The sequence below is a fragment of the Mucilaginibacter sp. P2_A4 genome (genome assembly GCF_056405015.1).
This window is the reverse complement of sequence record NZ_JBFUCX010000017.1, coordinates 138,155-158,310: the sequence shown is the minus strand read 5'-3', so window position 1 is coordinate 158,310 and position 20,156 is coordinate 138,155. Positions and strand designations below refer to the sequence as shown.

The following is a 20,156-nucleotide window of genomic DNA, read 5'->3' as shown; positions in this document are numbered from 1 at the left end:
TACTAAGCGAATCGTATTAATCAAATTACAACAACTGGCTTAGTATCGGCTTACTTATTCCCGAAAGTTGATTTTGGCCCGGTTTCAGCAATTCCAGGATAACAATTTCATTATTCCCTTTTTTAAGCCACTCTGCAGGTAAATACACTGTTTGCTGCGGACCAATATTCCAATATCGGCCCAAATTGTGCCCGTTTACCCAAACTACGCCTTTACCCCAGTTGCTCAGATTTAAATAAGTATCAGCTACGTTGTTCAGGCTAAAAACACCTTTCCTTATTACCGGTGATTGTGAATTAACAGCCGCATTGTTAAATTTAATTTTGCTTAAGTTATTAAACGGAAGCGAATACATTTTCCAGTGGTTTAACTCGATACCACCAAAAAGTACGTTTTCGGTAATTCCCTTTTTATTTTGCAACAGGTATTTGCCAAAGTTTATCCGGCCCAGGTTTTCAACTAATATTTCTAAAGTTACTTTTCCGGCTGGCAGTGTAAGTGTTAAACTATCCTGGTTTAACCTGCGGTCGAGCGTGCCTGCTTTTTTACCATTTACCATAACAATAGCGTAATCCCTTAAATCCTTAAGCTTAAGCACTCCGCTTTTACCTCCCTGAAGGATGGTTTTATATAATACAAAACCATAATCCTGGTGCAAATCTTCAAAAGTTAAGGGAGTTAAATTTTCTTTCGGCATTGGCAACGTTGCCAGTAAATTTACTGCCTGCGTTAGTTTAATTGATGGTATGCTGATGGCCGGTTTAGCCGCCGGAACCGCCGGTAAGTGTACATCAGAAGGCAAGTATTTCTGTATAACCTCTCTGAATTTCATAAATTTTGGCGTGGCATTACCCGCCTCATCCAGGGGAGCATCATAATCATAGCTGCTTATTTGCGGCTCATAGGGTGTTTCATCTTTATAGTTAGCACCATTCATAAATCCGCGGGTTGTACCTCCATGAAACATATACATGTTAATAGATATGCCTGCCGCCAAAACAGAATCGAGGTGACCTGCATAATCCTCGGCAGGGACGGTGTGGTGTTTGGTACCCCACCAATCAAACCATGCCGGGTACCATTCCGCTATATAATAAGGCCCCTTGCCTTCATGATTATCTTTTATAATTTTTTTGACTTTGGCTGGGTTATCCAAGCCATTAACAGCCGGAAGCAAGCCTGGTAAATAGCCTTTTACCAAATCGGGGGCAGGATCGCAGGTGTATAATAATCCATCGAAACCAGCCTCCTTAAACAACTTTTGATTAATGGCCAGGTACTCTTTATCACTACCATATGAACCATATTCATTCTCTATCTGCACCATTAATATATTACCACCATGGTTAATTTGTAACGGCGCCAGTTGTTTGCCTATTTGTTTAATATAGCTTTCATACTCTTTCAAATACGTTGCTTCTTTACTCCGCACTACTAATCCTTTTTCATTTTGCAGCCAGTAAGGGTAACCTCCAAACTCCCATTCGGCACATACATAGGGACTTGGGCGTAATATTACCCACAATCCCTCCTGTTGTGCTATACGTACAAATTCAGCAACATCATTATTGCCGGTAAAATCAAAAAGTCCTTTTTGCGGTTCGTGAAGGTTCCAAAAAACATATGTACCTATAACGTTCAATCCCATGGCTTTTGCCATTTTCATCCGCGCCCGCCAGGCCTCGCGCGGTACCCGGGGATAATGCATCTCGCCCGATATCATCTGGAATGGTTTGCCATCAAGCAAAAAAGACTCATCAGCCATTGCAAACGTATGTGTCTGGGCAAATGTATTGATGACATTTAAAAAGAATATTGTAAGTAGTATGAGGTGTTTGAGTTTCATCTTAGGGTTATTAAAGTTTTTTTGTTTTACAACAGCGTAGTTGAATTATGATTTGTTAGAAGAAGAATGTCTTTTATTGGTGTTTAGCCCGGCCATTATATTTGCTCAATACCCATTGACCAACTTTAACACCCTGTATTATACCATTATCAATAGCATCTTTAAAATGAATGCCGCCCCAAAAGCGAGACATACCAGCTTCGGTAGCCGCCTGGTTAAATGAACTAAAATTACGGGGAGTAAGTCCATATTTTTCTTCCACATTATCTGTGTAATGAAAATTGTCGCCAAAATAATGGGTAAGAATTACTGCCGATGCTGATGATATCACAGAATGGCCGCTGATGTATTCAGGGAAAGGTGGTGTTTGCAACAGTGGTTTCCAGTTAACATCAATGTACTTGCGGATAGCCGTTTCCGGACGAACACGGTTGGTTCGGTATTTATCATCCCAGCAACATATAAAGCCATCCAATAATCCTGTAGCCACCATAGTATGGATTTCCAGTGCTTTTGAAAAGCCGGTTTTTGTTTGTTTGCATGCTATGCCTGTAATTCCCATCCAGTGTGCGCCGGGTGAGATCTTTTTTACGCCTATCAGCATGTGGCCGTTATCCTGAACAGCAAATGGATTGCAATCCCAAAAGCCAGCTATTGTTCGTTGCTCATCTGTTAGGCCTTTTCCGCTCGCTTTGTAGTTCATCAACATGAATTTATAAAAAGCAGACTGTTTATCAGTGGAAAAAGGTATAGGCGGTGCCGGCAGAAATTGAGACGAAGAATCAAGTGTAAGCGGACGGATGGTATTAAAATAAGGTTCAACCGGGGCCATATAAGCCGGAGGTGTAGGATCCCAGGCGCCATCCTTTCCCAGTGGTGTATACCTGGTATAATTACTGATCCTGTTATATCTATCCTTTTTAACATAAGCGAGAATCTGCTTGCTAATAGCCTGCGCATAATGTTTGGAGCTATCAATAACTTCATCTGTAAAACCTATTTTTTTGCACGAATCCAAAAAAGCCTGCTCATATTTAATCAATAAACTACCCGATGGCTGCAGTTTTCCTGCAGTTTCCATCATGGCTATTAACGCACTTAGTTGATAAGCATAACCCTTGGCATATGCCGGTTTTTTAACAACAGGATATTCATTTAAAATGCCATGCATGTTTTTAACACTTTTGTCGTTTTCTGCTATAACTTCATAGCCTGCCAGGCAGGTATAAGAATAAAAACGTGCCGCCAAAGGTGGGTTTGTTACATCATGAATCATAATAACCGTCATATGATCAATCACTTTGGTAATATCGGCGCTTGTTAATGATGGTTGTACCTGTTTCTTATTACTGCAACTGTTATATAACACAGCCGCTGTGAACAATATAAATGCTAAAAAAGCCTTTCTTTTCATATCCTTAAAATTCTTTATAGGCTTTTACTCCCTGTTGATTGATCCCAAACAATAAAGTGCGGTTAACTTCAATTGCACTTCTTACATCTCCCCATAATTTAAAACCAGATTGTAACTGAGATATATATTCAAAATGGCCTTTACCATCACCCTTTAATAAGGTGCCATAATTTGCATCATATTTACCTAAACGTAACCGGGCTTTATTGATGTTACCGCATAAAAGCAAATCCTGCTTACCATCATGATCATAATCTAAAGACGTGATTGTATATACCGGCGAGAACTGTACCTGTAATGGCAATGACGATGAATGTAATTTACCTTTACCATCGCTTAAGAAAAAGGTAGTAGCCAGGTTATTAGCCTGTAAGTAGCCCGCTCCTTTTAACTCCACAGCAGTAAAAATATCGGTAAGAGAAGCATCAGCATAACTTTTATAATCAGGAAAACGCGAACGCATCATACTAATCTGTTCTAAAAGTTCATCCCTGGAAACATAAGGATAACTTTGATGCTGTATGTAAAAGCAAAAGATTGGATCAACTGCACCGTTATCATCAAAATCCTTATAGTACATTTCTGCAGGTTCTTTATCGCTGGCTTTGCATTGGGTATTTAATCCCTGATTCCCAACAAGCAAATCCGGGTGCCCGTCGTGATTAAAATCTTCCACAAGTATCTTATTCCACCAGCCGCTATTGGGTTTATCAAAATAAGTATTGGTACTGTTTACCAGTTTGCCGTTTTCATTAATCATTACGGTTACCGGCATCCACTCTCCTACTAAAATCAAATCAGGTACTTTATCCCCATTCATATCTACCCATGCAGCATCAGTCACCATACCTATATGCTTTAACCCGGAGTTATATTTTACAGTTTCATCAGTAAAATGCCCCTTACCATCATTTACCAGGATAAAGCTTTGTGGTGCTTCGGGGTACCTGCCGGGTATTACTCTTCCGCCTACAAATAAGTCCGGGTGCCCATCGCCATTGATATCAGCCATCCTCACACAGCTTTTACTGCTGCGCATTACAGGTAATGCATCTTTTGATTTGGTAAAATTTCCCTTCCCGTCATTTAAATAAAGTCTGTCCTGCAATAAAGCATCATCTGGTATATAATTATCATACCCACCAGAACATACATACAAATCTGGCTTTCCATCGCCATTGGCATCAAAAAATAGTGCATCCGTGTCATTGCTTTTTTTATCAGCATCAAAAGCGGGTTCTGGTTTTGCATTGAATTTACCACCCGGTTGCTGAAGATACAGCATGCCCGGCATTCCATTGCCTCCCCCTACATAAACATCTTCCAATCCATCGCCATTTACATCTCCTTTTGTAATACATGGCCCCGAAAACGATAGCGGGTTTATCATCAATGGCTGCCGTTTAAAATCGTTAAGACTATTTTTTTCCTGTTTATTAACTATAGGTGAGTTTACCTCTGTAAAAATCGGCTTTTCAATTTTGAGTGTTTGATGAATGTTAGCGGCATCTTTTTCGTTTAAAGTTAGCAGCTGATTGGCTTTAATGTTTTTTACAACCTGCTCTTTTCCCTGCTGCCATATTATGCGCAAAGAATCAATTACTTTATCGGTACCTAACCCAAAATGCAAGATTGGCGAAACGCTGGATTGAAATCCGCGGCTTGGCATTTGCTCCAGGTATTGCTTTTTATTTTTTATGTATATGGTAACTTTTGCTCCTACACCCTGCGTGTTTTTTACCGCGCCATTCAATTTCAGTTGCAGGTAGTGGTTATTTATTTGTTTATCAGATTCGTTTTGATAGATGAATGCGGGTTGGTTAATATTGTTTACCACCAGGTCAAGGTCGCCGTCATTGTCCAGATCGGCATAGGCTGCACCATTGCTGTTTGATGACTGTGTAATGCCCCATGGCGCGCTGGTATTGGTAAAAGTTAAATTACCGTTATTTTTAAAAAAGTAGCTTTTTACTTCCGATGACGGCATTTGTTGCACCAAATTGTATATATCCTTGCGCATCATTCTCTTATCCTTCAAAAAATCGCCCATATATTTTACAAAATCCATGTTGGTAAAATCGCGGGTATAGCCGTTGGTTACAAAGAGGTCTTTCCAGCCATCATTATCATAATCGGCAAATAACGGCGCCCAGCTCCAATCGGTGTTCGAGATACCTGATAGTTGTCCTATTTCACTGAAAGTGCCATTACCATTATTTATCTGCATCATATTGCGCATATATTGATAATAGAAACCTGTGCGAAGAGTTAAGCCAAATTTTTCATAATTATCCGGCGCGAACAATAGTTTTTGCCTGTGATTATCTTCCGGAAGCATATCAAGCGTAAAAATATCCGGTAAGGCATCGTTATTTATATCAGAAACATTATTCCCCATAGAAAACTGTGAGGTATGCCCCAGGGAAGATTGCAGTTTGTTAGTGAAAGTGCCATCTCCATTGTTAATGTACAGAAAATCGGGTATGGTATAGTCATTGGAAATATAAATATCAGGCCATCCATCCCCATTGATGTCAGCTATTGCCGCCCCAAGACCATAAGTAAGGTCCGAGCTGCTAATTCCAGCCTGTTCTGTTACATTTTTAAAAACGTTATTATCGTTTTTGTATAGTCGAACGCCGTTTGGCGAATTTGATTTTTTTAAGATAGCAGCCGTATTTACTTCATCTAAAACAGGTAACTGGATAGGACTATGATTTAATAAAAACATATCCAGGTCACCATCCCTGTCATAATCAAAAAAAACAGCTTGTGTGCTATACCCGGCATCTGCTAATCCATACTGCTGTGCCTGTTCTGTAAAGTGTGGATTGCCGTCTTTGTCATTTCCGGTATTAATAAAAAGTTGATTCTGGCGCTTCTCTGCCCTTACGTTTCCCGAGTAGCAAACATAAATATCCAACTTGCCGTCACCGTTCACATCGGCCATAGTAACTCCCGTTTTCCAGGGACCGGGTCTGCCTGCAACATCGGCTATGGCGGTAATATCTGTAAACTGCATATGCCCTTTGTTAAGGTACAGTTTGTTATCGGTCATATTGCCGGTAAAATATACATCCAGTAAGCCGTCTCCGTTTAAATCGCCTGTGGCTACTCCTCCTCCATTATAAAAGTATTCATACATCAAGACATTAGTATTTAACCCCTCTGTTAAAGTGTTACTAAAGTCTACATGGGTTTGATCTTTTGATAATAAGGTAAATAACGGATTGCTGTTGTTTACACCTGATTCGTTATTTTCGGTTGGATGACCGCAACTTGTTAGTGCAATAATTACGATAAAAAGTAGATGTGGAAATAATTTAATGTTTGTATTCACCAGGTGCCGCTTAAATTAATAGACTGAAAATTTAAAAGAATGCCGGCATTTTACCACCGGCATTCTTCATTCTAATATATAAGTTTTTTATAACTTTTAATTGTAACCTGGATTTTGAATTAACTTCTTGTTTTTGTTAATCTCATCGCGGCTAATAGGCGGGAAATAAATTTTATCATCCCAGGTACGGTTTTCTACTCCTGGATCAAGATCTTGAACCGTGTATGTGTAGTTGTAATTATTGGTATTATACCTATAAACACTTACCGTTTTACCTGCCTTTAAAGTAGCCGTGATTTTTATGATCCTTGCTTTATTGCCCAGCGTTGTTGGCGCAATCATCCAACGGCGTGCATCATAAAACCGTTGTTCTTCAAACATCAATTCTACATTACGCTCGTTTCTGTACCGCTGCAGCAGTGCATCACCGGCATCTGTAATTGCAGGCATTCCTGAACGGAAACGGATTTTATTGAGCCATGTCCTGGCCTCATCTTCCTTATTTAATTCAAGACATGCTTCTACAAAGTTAAATACAACTTCAGTGTATCTAATTAAAGGCGATGGCACTTCCGAACGGGTATTTTGATCAACAATAGCCGGGTTAGGATCCATAAATTTCCTGATAGCATAGCCTGTACGGGTACCATTCCAGTTTTCGATAGGGCCGTTTCTGGTATCCAAGCCGAAATAAGTTACGGGGCTGCTCGTTTTTGCGTCCGTTACCTGATAGGTTCCCATTTGAATTTCATTATATGGATCGATACCTGCACCATCTGCAGTACGTGGTTTCCATGGTGCGCCATCATATAAGATGGAAGCGTAAAAACGCGGATCCCTGTTTGTATAAGGGGCGGCCTTCTGTGCCGCGTTGTTCCAATCAAATTTTGAGCCATCCATCATTTCGTAATCATCTACCATGTTTTGAGTAGGTTCGCTTGATGTCCAGCCGTGATATCCGTTGGTACAATTGTTTCTACCATACCAGGCACCCCACTCATCTTTGCTATTGCTGAAATAACGGGCAAAAATTATCTCTCTTTCGCCGCCATTTCTTGACAAATAAGAATTTTGATAATTTGTAGATCCATCGGCGGCGCTGGCTGGAGCAGCTAAATCAAGGGCATAACCATATCCACCTTTAAGCATAAATGCCTTTGCCAAATCATAAACTTTTTGCCAGTTAACATCATGAGCGTCGGTTGTATAACCTAAAAGCTCGGGATTTTTAAAAGAACTTAAGCTTTTTAATGAAGCTATTCCAGTAGGGCTATGCAACTTACTGGCTGCGTACATCAGCACCCTTATTTTTAAAGCCACGGCGGCATCGGCAGTAGCACGCCCTTTTGCCTGGCTAAGGCCAGTTAACGATGTGTTGGCTGCATCCAACTCGCTCACTATAAAATCAACACATTCGGCATAAGTATTCCTGGCAAAAGTATAATCAGGAGAAGTAAGCGTATAAGTATTCTTTACAAGTGGCACACCGCCATAATAGCGCAGCAGTTGATTGTAAAAATAGGCACGCATAAAATGAGCTTCGCCCATAAGTCTGGTAACCAATGCCTTATCAAGGGTAGACTTGCCCAATTGCTCTAAAGCAAGGTTAGCTGACCTTATCCGGGCGTACATTTCATTCCACTCATAGGTATTGTTTACCCATCCTAAATGCGAAGGACTTATATTAGCCTCCATAATATCCTGTTTACCAAAATTATAGAGTGCATTATCAGTAATACAATCCATACTTTCCTGGTTAAGCTCGGCATCATGTAAGCCGTTATAAAGCTCGGTAACAAAGGCCTCAGAAAGGTTTGGATCGGACCACGTAAGCTCTGCTGATGCCTGATTCGATGGCTTTGTATTCAAAAAGTCCTTCTTACATGAAGTAAGCAGCACTCCAGACAGCATCGCGATTGTTGAAATATTTCTTATAAATGTTTTCATATCGTTCAAATTAAAATTTTACGCTTACACCCATATTCACGACTCTTGCCTGCGGATAATACTGACCTGATGAGTTGGTTGATTCAGGATCAAAAATTTTCTCTTTAGAAAATGTAAGCAGGTTAAGGCCATTTGCATAAAAACGCAAATTGCTAATACCAATTTTTGAAGTTAACGCCGATGGAACAGTGTAACCCAATTCGGCATTTTTAAGCCTGATATAATTTGTATTAAGCAACCAATAAGTATTTCCCCCAGAAAAATACTGGTTATTTCTATCAACTGTACGTGGGGCTGTTGTGCTTGGGTTATCAACCGTCCAACGGTGATCATAACTATACTGCAGAAAATTACCAATAGTGCCCGATTCTGTTTGCAGAAAAATTTGGCCACCGGCTGCACCCTGGAATAAAACAGTCAGGTCAAAGTTTTTATACTGAACCCCAAAATTGAAACCTCCCTGGAAAGTAGGCTGATTGGTTTTATCATTCCTCACCTGGTCGTCCCCATTAATTTTACCATCGTTATTTACATCTTTATACATCATATCGCCCGGACGAAGCGTACTGGCTCCAACACCGCTGTAATCAATCTTATTGGCATCAACCTGGGCCTGGGTAGAAAATATACCAGTATATATGTAATAAAGCTGGCTTCCGATAGGATGCCCTGTTGATTTTTGCCAGGCTGGTGCTCCGGGGGCTTCATCCCATTTGTCAATTTTATTTTTAGCATACCCACCATTTACACCTACGTTATACCTTACTGCACCAATATTATCATGGTAATTGAATTGAAACTCCCATCCTTTATTGGTCACTTTTCCATAATTTACAGGGGGCAGCAGGGCATATGGTATCGCTGTTGCAGGCACCGAAGCTGTAGAAGGCCATAATATCTGGGTGCGTTTATTAAAAAATGCTTCCAGGGTAAAATCCAATTTCCCATTTAGGGTAGTTCCTTCTAACGCTACATCGCTATTGTTGGCTACTTCCCAGGTAAAATTGGGATTCGGTACGCCATTTTCGGTTAATGTTTGAGCTGGCGCACCATTAATTATATATGAACCAACATTATTTAATGCCAAATAAGCATATTCTGCTAATGTAGTGGTACCAGGTTTAACAACATTATCGTTACCCATTTGACCCCATGATCCGCGCAGCTTTAAATTTTGGAAGAATTTTACGTTATTTTTAAAGAAGCCTTCTTCGGAGATTCTCCAACCGGCAGATATACCAGGGAAAAAGCCGAAACGGTGACTTTCCGGAAACATATAAGAACCATCTACCCGCCATAAAAACTCGGCTAAATATTTTTCTTTATAATTATATCCAACCCGGCCAAAATAATTTAAACGAGCCCTTTGCCAGGCGGTGCCGAAATTGTCTTTCTCGGAGTTACCACCCCAGTTTAATTGATCGATAGCAACCGAGTTAAAATATTTACGCGAAGCACCAAATTGGCTATCATTTGATTTTTCTTTGGTTACACCGGCCAGCAATACAATGTTATGACTGCCAAAGCTGTGAGTATAACTCACAATTCCCTCAAGTAAACTACTAAGTTGATCATCAGATGCCTGATTAAGGGTTGCCTGGGCTGGCCCGCGGGCTACTTTGGTAAGTACCGGAGTGCCGCTTGCATCTTTGGTAACATTGTCCCAACTGTACACATACCACGGCATTTGCCAGTCTTTGGTTTGTTGCATATATTTATTTAAAGCAACATTACCGGTAATTTTTAATCCTTCTACTCCGGGAACCAAAATCTCAATTTTGCCATTAGTTTGTACATAATATCTTACATCCTTACCATAACCGGTTTTGTTTGTAGTAATTAATACCGGCTGCTGGCCATTTTCAATATCAGGTCCGGGCAATCCATTTGGCCAATAAGCAGGCCTGTAGGGGTAACCGCGCATTATCATCCTGAATATATCACCTGCACCGGTTCCGGTTGAAAAGAAATTTGTATTGCTTCCGTTTGGAGATAAACGGTTTTCCTGGCGGCCAGATACACCTATAGAAGTGCTCACATACTTATTAACCTTGGCATCAACATTTACACGAAAATCATATTGTTTATAACCTGAAGCCGAGTTTTTGTAGTAGCCCTCCTGGTTTTGGTACCCTATCGAGGTAAGGTACTTAATGTTTTCGGACCCTCCTGATAACTGAATGTTTTGACGTGATTGAGGCGACCAGTCTTTTAATGTTGCTTTAAACCAGTCGGTGTTAGGGTGCCCCCACGGATCAGAACCATCGGCGAATTTTTGGAAATCGAGTGGCTGAAAGGTTGCAGTTGTTGTAGCCCCATTATCAGGCCGGGTAAATTTTCCCGCTGTTTTAAATGCAGCAGAAGCGGCGTTCCAATAGTTTGAAGGCAAACCATATAAATCTATCTCATTTACCATAGTGGCATATTCCGTTGAATTAGCCATTTTAGGTATAGTGGTAGGCTGTCCCCATCCTTTATTATAGGTGTATGAAAGCTCTGGTTTACCTGATTTACCACGCTTGGTAGTAATCAGAATAACACCATTAGCCGCCCTGGCGCCATAAATAGCTGCAGATGCATCTTTTAACACCGAAATACTTTCAATATCTGCAGGATTTAACCGGTCGATATTTGATTGTCCGGCAGGTGACGGCACCCCATCTAAAACAATCAATGCATCATTATTACCCAAGGTGTTAGTACCACGGATACGGATTGTAGAACCATCATTACCAGGTTCACCGCTTGCATTCATAGCAATAACCCCCGGCATACGGCCGGCTATAGAGTTAGAAAGGTTAACGGCTGGAGATTTTACCAGCTCATCCCCTTTAACAGATGTTACAGAACCGGTAACGGTTACTTTCTTCTGTACACCGTAACCAACAACCACAACTTCGTTCAGTCCTTTGGATGATGACTGTAGCTTAATAGTTAAAACACTTCTACCACCTACAGGCACTTCCGAAGTGTTATAGCCAATATATGATACAACTAATATGGCATTATCGGCCGCTGTAACTGTAAATTTTCCGTTTACGTCCGTTACAGTCCCCGTGTTTGTACCCTTGATCAATATTGATACGCCAACCAGCGTTTCGCCTGTTGTTTGATCAACTACTTTTCCCGAAATTTTTATCGGGGCGTTTTCTTTGATCCCCCCCCCGTTTGTTTTTGTAAATTTTGTTTTTTCGATTTTTGCTACGCCGGCGTATGACAGACCAGCAAATATTAAAGCTATTAATATTTGACTCAGCGCAATTTTAAAGACCCTTAACAAGTTTACAGTCTTATGTAAATTGTATTCCATATTATCTTATTTAATTAATTAATATTTAATGCACACTATAAAAGCGAGATAATTTAGGAGCTAATTATTCTTATAATCCACCCCTGTTTGCGGGTTTCTTAAGTTTGTTTTTTTTCCATTTAGCGTTTTGAGGTTTATAATAAATTAAAAATTGGTTTTAGTGCAGCAAACATTTAAGAAGCATATCCAGTCGTATTATCATTAATAACAATAAATAATACTATCACCCGGTTGCTCTCCTTATTAATCTATTAGTAAGATCAGCCTTGAAATCCCCACATTTCATGACAGTATTATAGTTGTTAAACCAGCGTTTAATAACTTAATATTATCATATACTTTCTCTTCAATAAAAATAAATGTGGGTTTTACATTTATACTTGGCAGCACTAAGATGAGTAAAATAAAGATTGTTAATGAGGGGTAAACTCATACAACTTAAGGGGGTAATTGGTAAAATGGAGTTTTTTTTACCGATGTGCAGGCTTTTACCCTATAGTTAAATTAAAATTTCCCTGTTTTTAATTTAACTGCGTTCCTGGTAATATTAGCATGAAAAGGAGCACGAAATTTTTTGACATATTCGGAGGGATTCATTTCAAACAGTTTACTAAACTGTTCTCTAAAATATTTAGGGTCATTAATACCCACATTGTAAGCGGCTTCAGAAACAGTACAATTAGTATTAAGAAACATTTCAGCAGCTTTTCTAAGTCGTATAAATCTTATAAAACCATTGGCAGATTGCCCTGAAATAGCTCTGATCTTTTTATAAAGATTAGAATGGCTCATTCCTATTGTATCTGCCAGGGTTTTGATGCAAAAATCCTTATCACCCAGGTTATCCTCCACTACTTTTATACAGGCCGCTAAAAATTCTTTATAATCAGGCGGAACCTTAAGGTCATTTGATTTTAAAGTGATCTCGTTATAAAAATATTTCTGAAGGTTATTTTTACTCTTGAGCAGGCCATTAACCCGGGCAACAAGTAATTCCCGTTCAAACGGTTTACTTATATAATCATCAGCCCCACCTTCTATTCCTTTAAGCTTAATTTCGGGTGATGAGCTTGCAGTTAATAACAAAACCGGGATATGATTTAGTGCCGGGTCTTCTTTAACTCTGCTGCATAACTCTATACCAGTTAATCCCTGCATCATCACATCACTGATAATAATATCCGGCAAAAATTGATATACCATATCTAATCCCTCTGAACCGTTTACTGCTTCAAAAATTTCAAACTCTGCAGAAAAAATTTGCTTTAAATAGGATCTGATCTCTTCGTTATCTTCCACAATCAGCATTGATTTTGATTCAAGATTATAAGGCTCGGCTTTTTTGCTCTTTACCGCAGTTAAATTTTTATTGTTCGCGGGTATCCACTCATGACCATCAGTAAGCTCATCCAAAAAAACGGAGGTTTCAGCAACATCTTCAAAAATATAATTAGCCGCCAAATGCTCTTTACCTTTCAATAAGCTTATCCTGAACGTGGTTCCTTCTCCGCTTGTACTATGATAGGTAACATTTCCCTTATGATTATCGATAAACTTTTTTACAAGATACAGGCCTATACCAAATCCCCCGTTTAATGGCATTTCATTTTGTACCTGATAAAATTTATTAAATAATTGTTCGCCAATATTTTCGGCTATTCCACACCCGGTATCTTTTATTTCAATGTTAACCGAAGATTCAGTTTGAGAAATACAGCAACTTACTTTCCCATAATCTGGCGTAAACTTAAATGCATTTGATATTAAGTTAAATAAAACAATTTCTATCTTTTCCCTATCAGCAAATACTTCTATCGCATCGGTGTCTGAAACAAAATCAAACGAAATGTTTTTGCTTTTTGCCTGATGGCTGAAACACAGGAAAACTTCTTTACTTAGATTTACAATATTTAGCCTTACAATTTTAAGCCCATCAGATTCACTTTCCGCTTTTCTGAATAACAATAATTGATCAACCAAACTTAATAGCCGGCGTGCATTACGAAAAACAATATTCAAGTTACCTCTTTCTATCTCTTTTTCTTCGGGATTAAACAGTAATTCTTTAACCGGATTTATTATTAAAGTAAGTGGTGTACGAAACTCATGGGAGATATTTGTAAAAAAGGATAATTTACGCTCATTAAGCTCCTTTTCATTTTCGGCAGACATGTGGGCTATTTTTACTTCATATTTCAACTTAGCCTGGTTACTCCGATACAGTAAATAGTAATAAATAAGCGTTGCTACTATAAATAAATAGCTTAAATAAGCCCACCAGGTTTTATACCAGGGAGGTAATATTTTTATTTTTAAGGTAGCATAATTTTCAAACCAGATACCATCCTGATTAGCTGCTTTAACTTTAAATTCATAGTCACCCGCCGGGAGGTAGCGGTAAGTAACTGATTTTTGATTCTTTACACTATTCCAATTTTTTTCTAATCCAACCAATTTATAGGTGAATTGGCTTTTTTCGGCATAAGCATAATTTAGCGCTACATATTGGATAGAAAAAACCGATTGATCGGGGTTTAGCGTAATATTATTTGACTCCTCAATAACTTCACTTAATATGCTATCCTTTTGGCCAACTTCAACCTCTTTACCAAACAACTGAAGGCCTGTTATCAAAACCTTGGGTTTAAACAGGTTTTGCTTAACTGTTGCAGGATAGAAAACGTTATAGCCTTCGGTACCGCCAAAAACCATAAACTTGTTTTTAGCGCAATACATTGACGAACCCGGGTTAAATTGGCCAGTTTGTAACCCATCCGAGCTATCATAATTAATAATTTTGTTGGTATGTATATCAATCCTTGATAAGCCTTTGTTGGTGCTTATCCAAATATCGCCGGCCTCGTCTTTTTGTATTGCATTTACGGTATTATCTGCCAATCCATCTTTTTCGGTATACCTCTTAAACTGTTTATTTTTGATATCATATAAAACAAGTCCGTCTCCTTCTGTACCTATATAGAGATTCTCTTTTTCATCTAAATACAATGAGTATATGAAGTGGCTTGGCAAAAACTTTTCAACCTGGGCCTTACTAAAATAGTTAACAAACTTATTTTGATCCTTTATATAATATTTGAGGCCAGAGGCATATGTCCCTATGAAAAGATTACCATATTTATCCTCCGAAAGCGCGCGAATATAATCTGAACTGATATTACTATTCTGGGGGTTGTAATTAACAAATTTATTGCTGCCCGCAGATAATAAACTCAGTCCGCCTCCATTTGTACCAATCCATAAGTTATTTTTTGAATCTCCGAGAATCACCCTTACATCGTTTAAACCGATGCTTGATGGGTCATTTGCTTTATGAATGAAATTAGTAAATGAATCGGTTTTTTTATCATATCTGAAAAGTCCGTGTGAATAAGAACCAAACCATAATGTATTTGAATGATCTTTATAGGCACAAAGTATATTATTACTGGTTAATGAGCCAGCTTTTCCGTTTGCCCTATAATATTTTACAACTTCACCATTTAGCTTTTTCTTATATATTCCATCACCGTCGGTACCCATCCACAAATAGCCTTCATCATCAATGCACATTCCATAATATCTTAAGAAACTGCTACCATAAGCATCTGTTAATTTATTTTGAAATTTTTTAAACTTTTCGGGAACGCTACTTAGTAAGTAAATACCATCACCGTAGGTTCCGGCCCAGATATTTTTATCCCGGTCCAGAAATAAGGTTTGAATAGTACGGACGGTAATATTATAGCTATCTTCCGATTTCACCGGATCAATAGTTATATTCTTGTATGATGATTTTTCTGCCTTTTCAAGATCTATATTATACAAACCTCCATCCTGAAGGCCGACAAGCAGATTTTTATGATCATCCTCTAAAAGAGAATAAAAATAATTACTTCTTAACTTATAATCAGATCCTAAAAAAACATGAAATTCATTCTCTTTTCTTCTGTAAAGAGCCAATCCTTTGCTGGTTGCTATCCACATATCATGATTATGATCTTCATAGATACAGGTGATCAATCCTTGAGGGACCTGACTAATTGGGAACTGATTATTTAAATTTTTAAAAACGCCTCCATTCCGTGTGCTAAATACATTGAGCCCACCATCGCGCGTACCCACCCATAATAGTCCGTAGGTATCTTCAACCACATTAATAACTGATAAATCACCCAACAAACCTGGCAATTCCTTTTTTGTGTAACTTTTAAACTGACTAGTCTTTATGTTATAGGATGAGAATCCGGAAGCACCGCAAGAGAACCATAATTGATTCTTCTTATTTTCAAAAATGCTGTTTACGTTGTTTAAATAATTGGATTGAACACCAGGTGGGTTCAACTTTATAAAACGCTCTCTATTGGTATCAAATTGATAAATTCCCCTTCTGGATGATATCCAGATATGTCCTTGTGTATCCTTATATATAGTTTGAACATAGTTACTGGGCAGGCTATAAGGATTATTAGGTTCAAATTTAAACACTTTAAAATTTGTACCGTCAAACCGATTTAAACCATCACCAGTGGCAAACCACACAAATCCTTTATTATCCTGAGTTATACCATTTATTATCCCGAATGAAAGTCCATCTTTCAATGAATATTTCATTACTTTTTTTGTAAATAGGCTCTGCGAAAAACTAAAGAAAAAGGCTGTAACTCCTACAAGAGTAAATAAAAATCTTCTCATTAATATGAATAACCGGTTTATAAAGGATCAAGCTTTCTGTACAGAAACTATATATTCAAATGTAGTTTATTTATATAAAATAAGTGTGCTAATGACAATAAAATTTTAAATAATGCGTTTGGAAAAATTGGCGGAATTATTTGCGTAATAAGCATCTTAATTTCCAATTATTCAATATTCCTTTCACAAAGCTGCCGAAACTAACATCAAAACATTCTCCTAAAGCCTTTTTGCGCTTTTAAAATACTTATACTATCTAAAAATAAAATAATTAGCCAAAGCGGTTCAACGGTCAGTCTATTTATTTTTGTTCGCACAATATGTTTTCAGCCTTTCATTCCCCTTAATTGTTTTCAAGCCTTCTTCATAACCAATCATGTAAATTTCTTCGGCAGCGTTGGTATCAAATATTCCGTAGCCGCCCAACCAATGCGGCTCAATCACTACATCACACAAAATTTTATGTGTATTAAGGGTGGAGTTTATCAAGATCATAGCAGCCCTGTCAATCAGGCTCCCAAAAGATTTAATTTCTGTAACTGTAGGCAAATGATTACAAGATGAGCCAATAATCAGGTCGCAAATGCCTATCAATGGTTCAACCGGGAAGTTATTTAGTATTCCGCCATCTACATACATATGATGGTCAATTATTATGGGTTTAAAAATACCAGGCAAACAGCACGAGGCTAAAACTGCCATATCAAGCTCGCCATCAGTAAAATAAACCAGCTTCCCCTCACCCAAATCTACAGCAGTAATAGTCACTGGAATTTTGAGTTGTTGAAAGGAATTATGTGGAATATATTGTTTTATCAGGTAACGGGCTTTTAATATAGATATTAAACCGGCGCGGCCAAGTGAGGGGCGCAACAATCTGAGCAGGCTGGTATCCTTAATCATCTGTAAAATTTCTTTCGGAGCATAACCTTCAGCAAAAAAAGCCGCGGCTATTGCTCCGGCGCTTGTACCGGAGATATGTGAGAATTTAATTCCATACTCGGTTAGGGCCTGTATAACACCTAAATGGGCTGCGGCTCTTATTCCACCGCCTGACAGTGCTAATCCTACTTTTTCAGACTTATTTTGATCGGTACTTGTATTCATCTACATCTTAAAAACTTAATATATAACCTTTCTATCTATAATTAAGTTTAAATCTTTGCGAACGTTTTAAAAAGCCACCCAATAATTCATTTCAAAAAATCTTTGAGAGTGGGTATAAGACACTGACACTATAAACCTGCATTTAAATAATTGGATTGCTTTGTTCATGTTTGTTTTTAATATTTTATCTTAAACGCACATTCTAAAAGTCAAACTATTAATATTATCAAAATGCACAAAGAACATCATGTTACCAGCTCAGAAATCATCAGGGATGTTGTTATAGGCATGTCGGATGGTTTAACCGTTCCTTTTGCCTTAGCGGCAGGGCTTAGCGGGGCTATTAGTTCTTCGGGGCTGGTAGTAACTGCCGGCATTGCCGAAATAGTTGCAGGTTCGATAGCGATGGGGCTGGGAGGCTTTTTAGCAGGCCGAACCGAGGTGGATCACTACAACTCTGAACTTAAACGAGAATATAACGAAGTAGAGACTGTGCCCGAACAGGAAAAAGCAGAAGTAAAAGAAGTTTTTGCAGAATTTGGCCTGTCGAAGCATTTGCAAGATGAAATTGCTGAGGAACTATCTAAAGATAAAAAGAAGTGGGTTGACTTTATGATGAGGTATGAACTTGGTTTGGAAGAGCCAAACGCCAACCGCGCATCAAAAAGCGCCTTAACTATAGGATTTTCTTATATAGCAGGAGGAATTATTCCTTTATCGCCCTACCTCATTATTGATAATGCTCAGGAGGCTTTAAATTACTCTTGCATAGTAACTTTAATTTGCCTGTTTGTTTTTGGTTATTTTAAAAGTAAACTAACAGGGCAACCAGCTTTAGGTGGTGCATTAAAAGTGGTTGTTATTGGCGCATTAGCAGCCGGTGCCGCGTTTGGAATGGCAAAACTAATAAATGGAAAGTGATTAATTGAAATCACTTTCCATTTATTAACACCCTAAAAACCAAACTACTGAGTTACTTAAATATGGTATAGAACATGGCAACCGCTGCGGCTCCCATTGCTAAAAACGTAACCCAAAGCAGGGTATTGGAAAGCCATTGGTTTTTATATTGCCCCATAATTTCTTTACTGCCAGCAATCCTTATAATCAGAAATAGTAAAGGTACAGCTGCAACGCCATTTAACACTGCCGCGTAAACAAGGGCCTTTACCGGATCTATACCAATAAAATTAATTAATAAGCCAATCATCGTAGCAATGCAGATTACCGAATAAAACGCGGGCGCCCTCCTGAATTTCAAGTTCAAGCCTGATTTCCATTCAAATGCTTCGCAAACGGCATACGCTGCAGAACCCGAAAGCACAGGAACAGCTAATAAACCCAACCCAATAATGCCAACAGAAAATATCAGTTTGGCCAAAAAACCTGCATTTGGAAAACTATGAACCAAAGGCTCCAAAGCCCTTGCAGCATCAGCGGCAGTTTTAACATCAGTTACACCACTTTTATGAAGTACCGTTGCTCCTACAACAATAATACTCCAGGTAGCAAATTCAGAAAAAAGCATACCAAAATTATTGTCTATTCTCATTCTGCTGATATGTGACCAGCTAACCTGGGGCTTGTTATGAAATATTCGGCCTTCTGCCTGTTGTTCTTCCACTTCCTGGGACGCCTCCCAAAAAAACATATAAGGAGATATGGTAGTACCTAAAACACCGGTTATTATAAATAAAAAACTGAAACTAAACTCAAAGTGAGGTACAATACTCGCTCTTAAAACAGTTCCCCAGGGTTGACGAACTATAAATAATGTTAAAGGGTAAGCCAGTAAAGCAATGGACAACCATTTCAATATTTTTGAATAGGTTTTGTAATTGGTAAATATTTCTAATAAAAGAATAACTATCGTAAATACCAGGGTTAAAACAACAAATGGCGCCGGAAATAACAATTGTGCTGCGGATGCCATGGCACCAATATCGGCCCCTATATTTATTGTATTTGCTACCACTACCAAACCCACCACGGCATATAAAACAGATTTACTATAATGTGCTTTAACAACGGCGCAAATACCTTTACCTGTTACCAAACCAATACGTGCGCATGCTTCCTGAACGGCAGTCATAAACGGCAACATATACAGCGCAGTCCATAATTGCCCATACCCGAATTGTGCGCCTGTTTGGGAATACGTTGCAATGCCGGACGGATCATCATCAGCGGCGCCTGTAGTAAGTCCCGGACCTAAAATTGTAAGGAATTTTAAAAATTTGTTTTTTGATTTCTTTTGCTGCCCCTTTGATTCCATATAAATATTAATATTGGCATTTCAATATACGGGTTTAAAATGAACCTAAAATAAATATTAGCCCTGGAAATAGGAAGCATTTAAGAAAACCAGGTAAAACACTTTACATCAACCTAATTTTCACTTAAAAATCAACCAAAAAAGAACCTTCTCTCTCTCGTTTATAAAAAAGGCAGTCTTCATATAATGCGACTGCCTCTTTTTTGTCTTGTTAATTTACTTCAA

9 protein-coding genes are annotated in these 20,156 nt (G+C 38.5%); 1 reads left to right on the top strand and 8 read right to left on the bottom strand.

The window, feature by feature from the left end; all coding sequences use genetic code 11:
- Window positions 1–25: 25 nt before the first annotated feature.
- The 7 genes from AC1DYB_RS25715 to AC1DYB_RS25685 all read right to left on the bottom strand — a co-directional run bounded on the left by AC1DYB_RS25715 (window position 26) and on the right by AC1DYB_RS25685 (window position 17,656).
- Window positions 26–1,846, bottom strand: coding sequence for a glycoside hydrolase family 35 protein (locus AC1DYB_RS25715; protein ID WP_477439181.1), 1,821 nt, complete (start codon window positions 1,844–1,846; stop codon window positions 26–28).
- Window positions 1,847–1,919: 73 nt separating this feature from the next.
- Entirely contained in the window at window positions 1,920–3,260 is a 1,341-nt protein-coding gene (locus AC1DYB_RS25710) for a vanadium-dependent haloperoxidase (RefSeq protein WP_477439178.1), read from the bottom strand.
- Between the two features lie 4 nt (window positions 3,261–3,264).
- Window positions 3,265–6,600: a VCBS repeat-containing protein gene (locus AC1DYB_RS25705; protein WP_477439176.1), complete on the bottom strand. Its 3,336-nt coding sequence runs from the start codon at window positions 6,598–6,600 to the stop codon at window positions 3,265–3,267.
- Between the two features lie 96 nt (window positions 6,601–6,696).
- Window positions 6,697–8,547, bottom strand: a complete 1,851-nt coding sequence (locus AC1DYB_RS25700) for a RagB/SusD family nutrient uptake outer membrane protein (protein ID WP_477439173.1) — start codon at window positions 8,545–8,547, stop codon at window positions 6,697–6,699.
- Between the two features lie 10 nt (window positions 8,548–8,557).
- A complete protein-coding gene (locus AC1DYB_RS25695; RefSeq protein ID WP_477439171.1) occupies window positions 8,558–11,857 on the bottom strand; it encodes a SusC/RagA family TonB-linked outer membrane protein in 3,300 nt (1,099 codons plus the stop codon).
- Window positions 11,858–12,361: 504 nt separating this feature from the next.
- Window positions 12,362–16,468 carry a hybrid sensor histidine kinase/response regulator transcription factor gene (locus tag AC1DYB_RS25690; RefSeq protein WP_477439168.1) on the bottom strand — a complete coding sequence of 1,369 codons (4,107 nt, stop codon included), beginning with the start codon at window positions 16,466–16,468 and terminating at the stop codon, window positions 12,362–12,364.
- Window positions 16,469–16,846: 378 nt separating this feature from the next.
- On the bottom strand, window positions 16,847–17,656 hold the full coding sequence (locus AC1DYB_RS25685) for a patatin-like phospholipase family protein (RefSeq protein ID WP_477439166.1): 810 nt from the start codon (window positions 17,654–17,656) through the stop codon (window positions 16,847–16,849).
- 231 nt (window positions 17,657–17,887) lie between these two features.
- On the opposite strand from AC1DYB_RS25685, the gene AC1DYB_RS25680 reads away from it, so the two are divergent.
- Window positions 17,888–18,577 carry a VIT1/CCC1 transporter family protein gene (locus AC1DYB_RS25680; protein WP_295711993.1) on the top strand — a complete coding sequence of 230 codons (690 nt, stop codon included), beginning with the start codon at window positions 17,888–17,890 and terminating at the stop codon, window positions 18,575–18,577.
- Window positions 18,578–18,629: 52 nt separating this feature from the next.
- Here the strand turns inward: AC1DYB_RS25680 and AC1DYB_RS25675 are convergent, their stop codons facing one another.
- Window positions 18,630–19,931 carry an NRAMP family divalent metal transporter gene (locus tag AC1DYB_RS25675; protein ID WP_477439163.1) on the bottom strand — a complete coding sequence of 434 codons (1,302 nt, stop codon included), beginning with the start codon at window positions 19,929–19,931 and terminating at the stop codon, window positions 18,630–18,632.
- Between the last annotated feature and the right edge of the window lie 225 nt (window positions 19,932–20,156).

Excerpts from the sequence above, each read along its gene's own strand:
- AC1DYB_RS25710 (WP_477439178.1), bottom strand. The coding sequence starts at position 3,260 with ATGAAAAGAAAGGCTTTTTTAGCATTTATATTGTTCACAGCGGCTGTG.
- AC1DYB_RS25715 (WP_477439181.1), bottom strand. The coding sequence starts at position 1,846 with ATGAAACTCAAACACCTCATACTACTTACAATATTCTTTTTAAATGTC.
- AC1DYB_RS25695 (WP_477439171.1), bottom strand. The coding sequence starts at position 11,857 with ATGGAATACAATTTACATAAGACTGTAAACTTGTTAAGGGTCTTTAAA.
- AC1DYB_RS25700 (WP_477439173.1), bottom strand. The coding sequence starts at position 8,547 with ATGAAAACATTTATAAGAAATATTTCAACAATCGCGATGCTGTCTGGA.
- AC1DYB_RS25675 (WP_477439163.1), bottom strand. The coding sequence starts at position 19,931 with ATGGAATCAAAGGGGCAGCAAAAGAAATCAAAAAACAAATTTTTAAAA.
- AC1DYB_RS25685 (WP_477439166.1), bottom strand. The coding sequence starts at position 17,656 with ATGAATACAAGTACCGATCAAAATAAGTCTGAAAAAGTAGGATTAGCA.
- AC1DYB_RS25680 (WP_295711993.1), top strand. The coding sequence starts at position 17,888 with ATGCACAAAGAACATCATGTTACCAGCTCAGAAATCATCAGGGATGTT.
- AC1DYB_RS25690 (WP_477439168.1), bottom strand. The coding sequence starts at position 16,468 with ATGAAATATTCATTGAAAGATGGACTTTCATTCGGGATAATAAATGGT.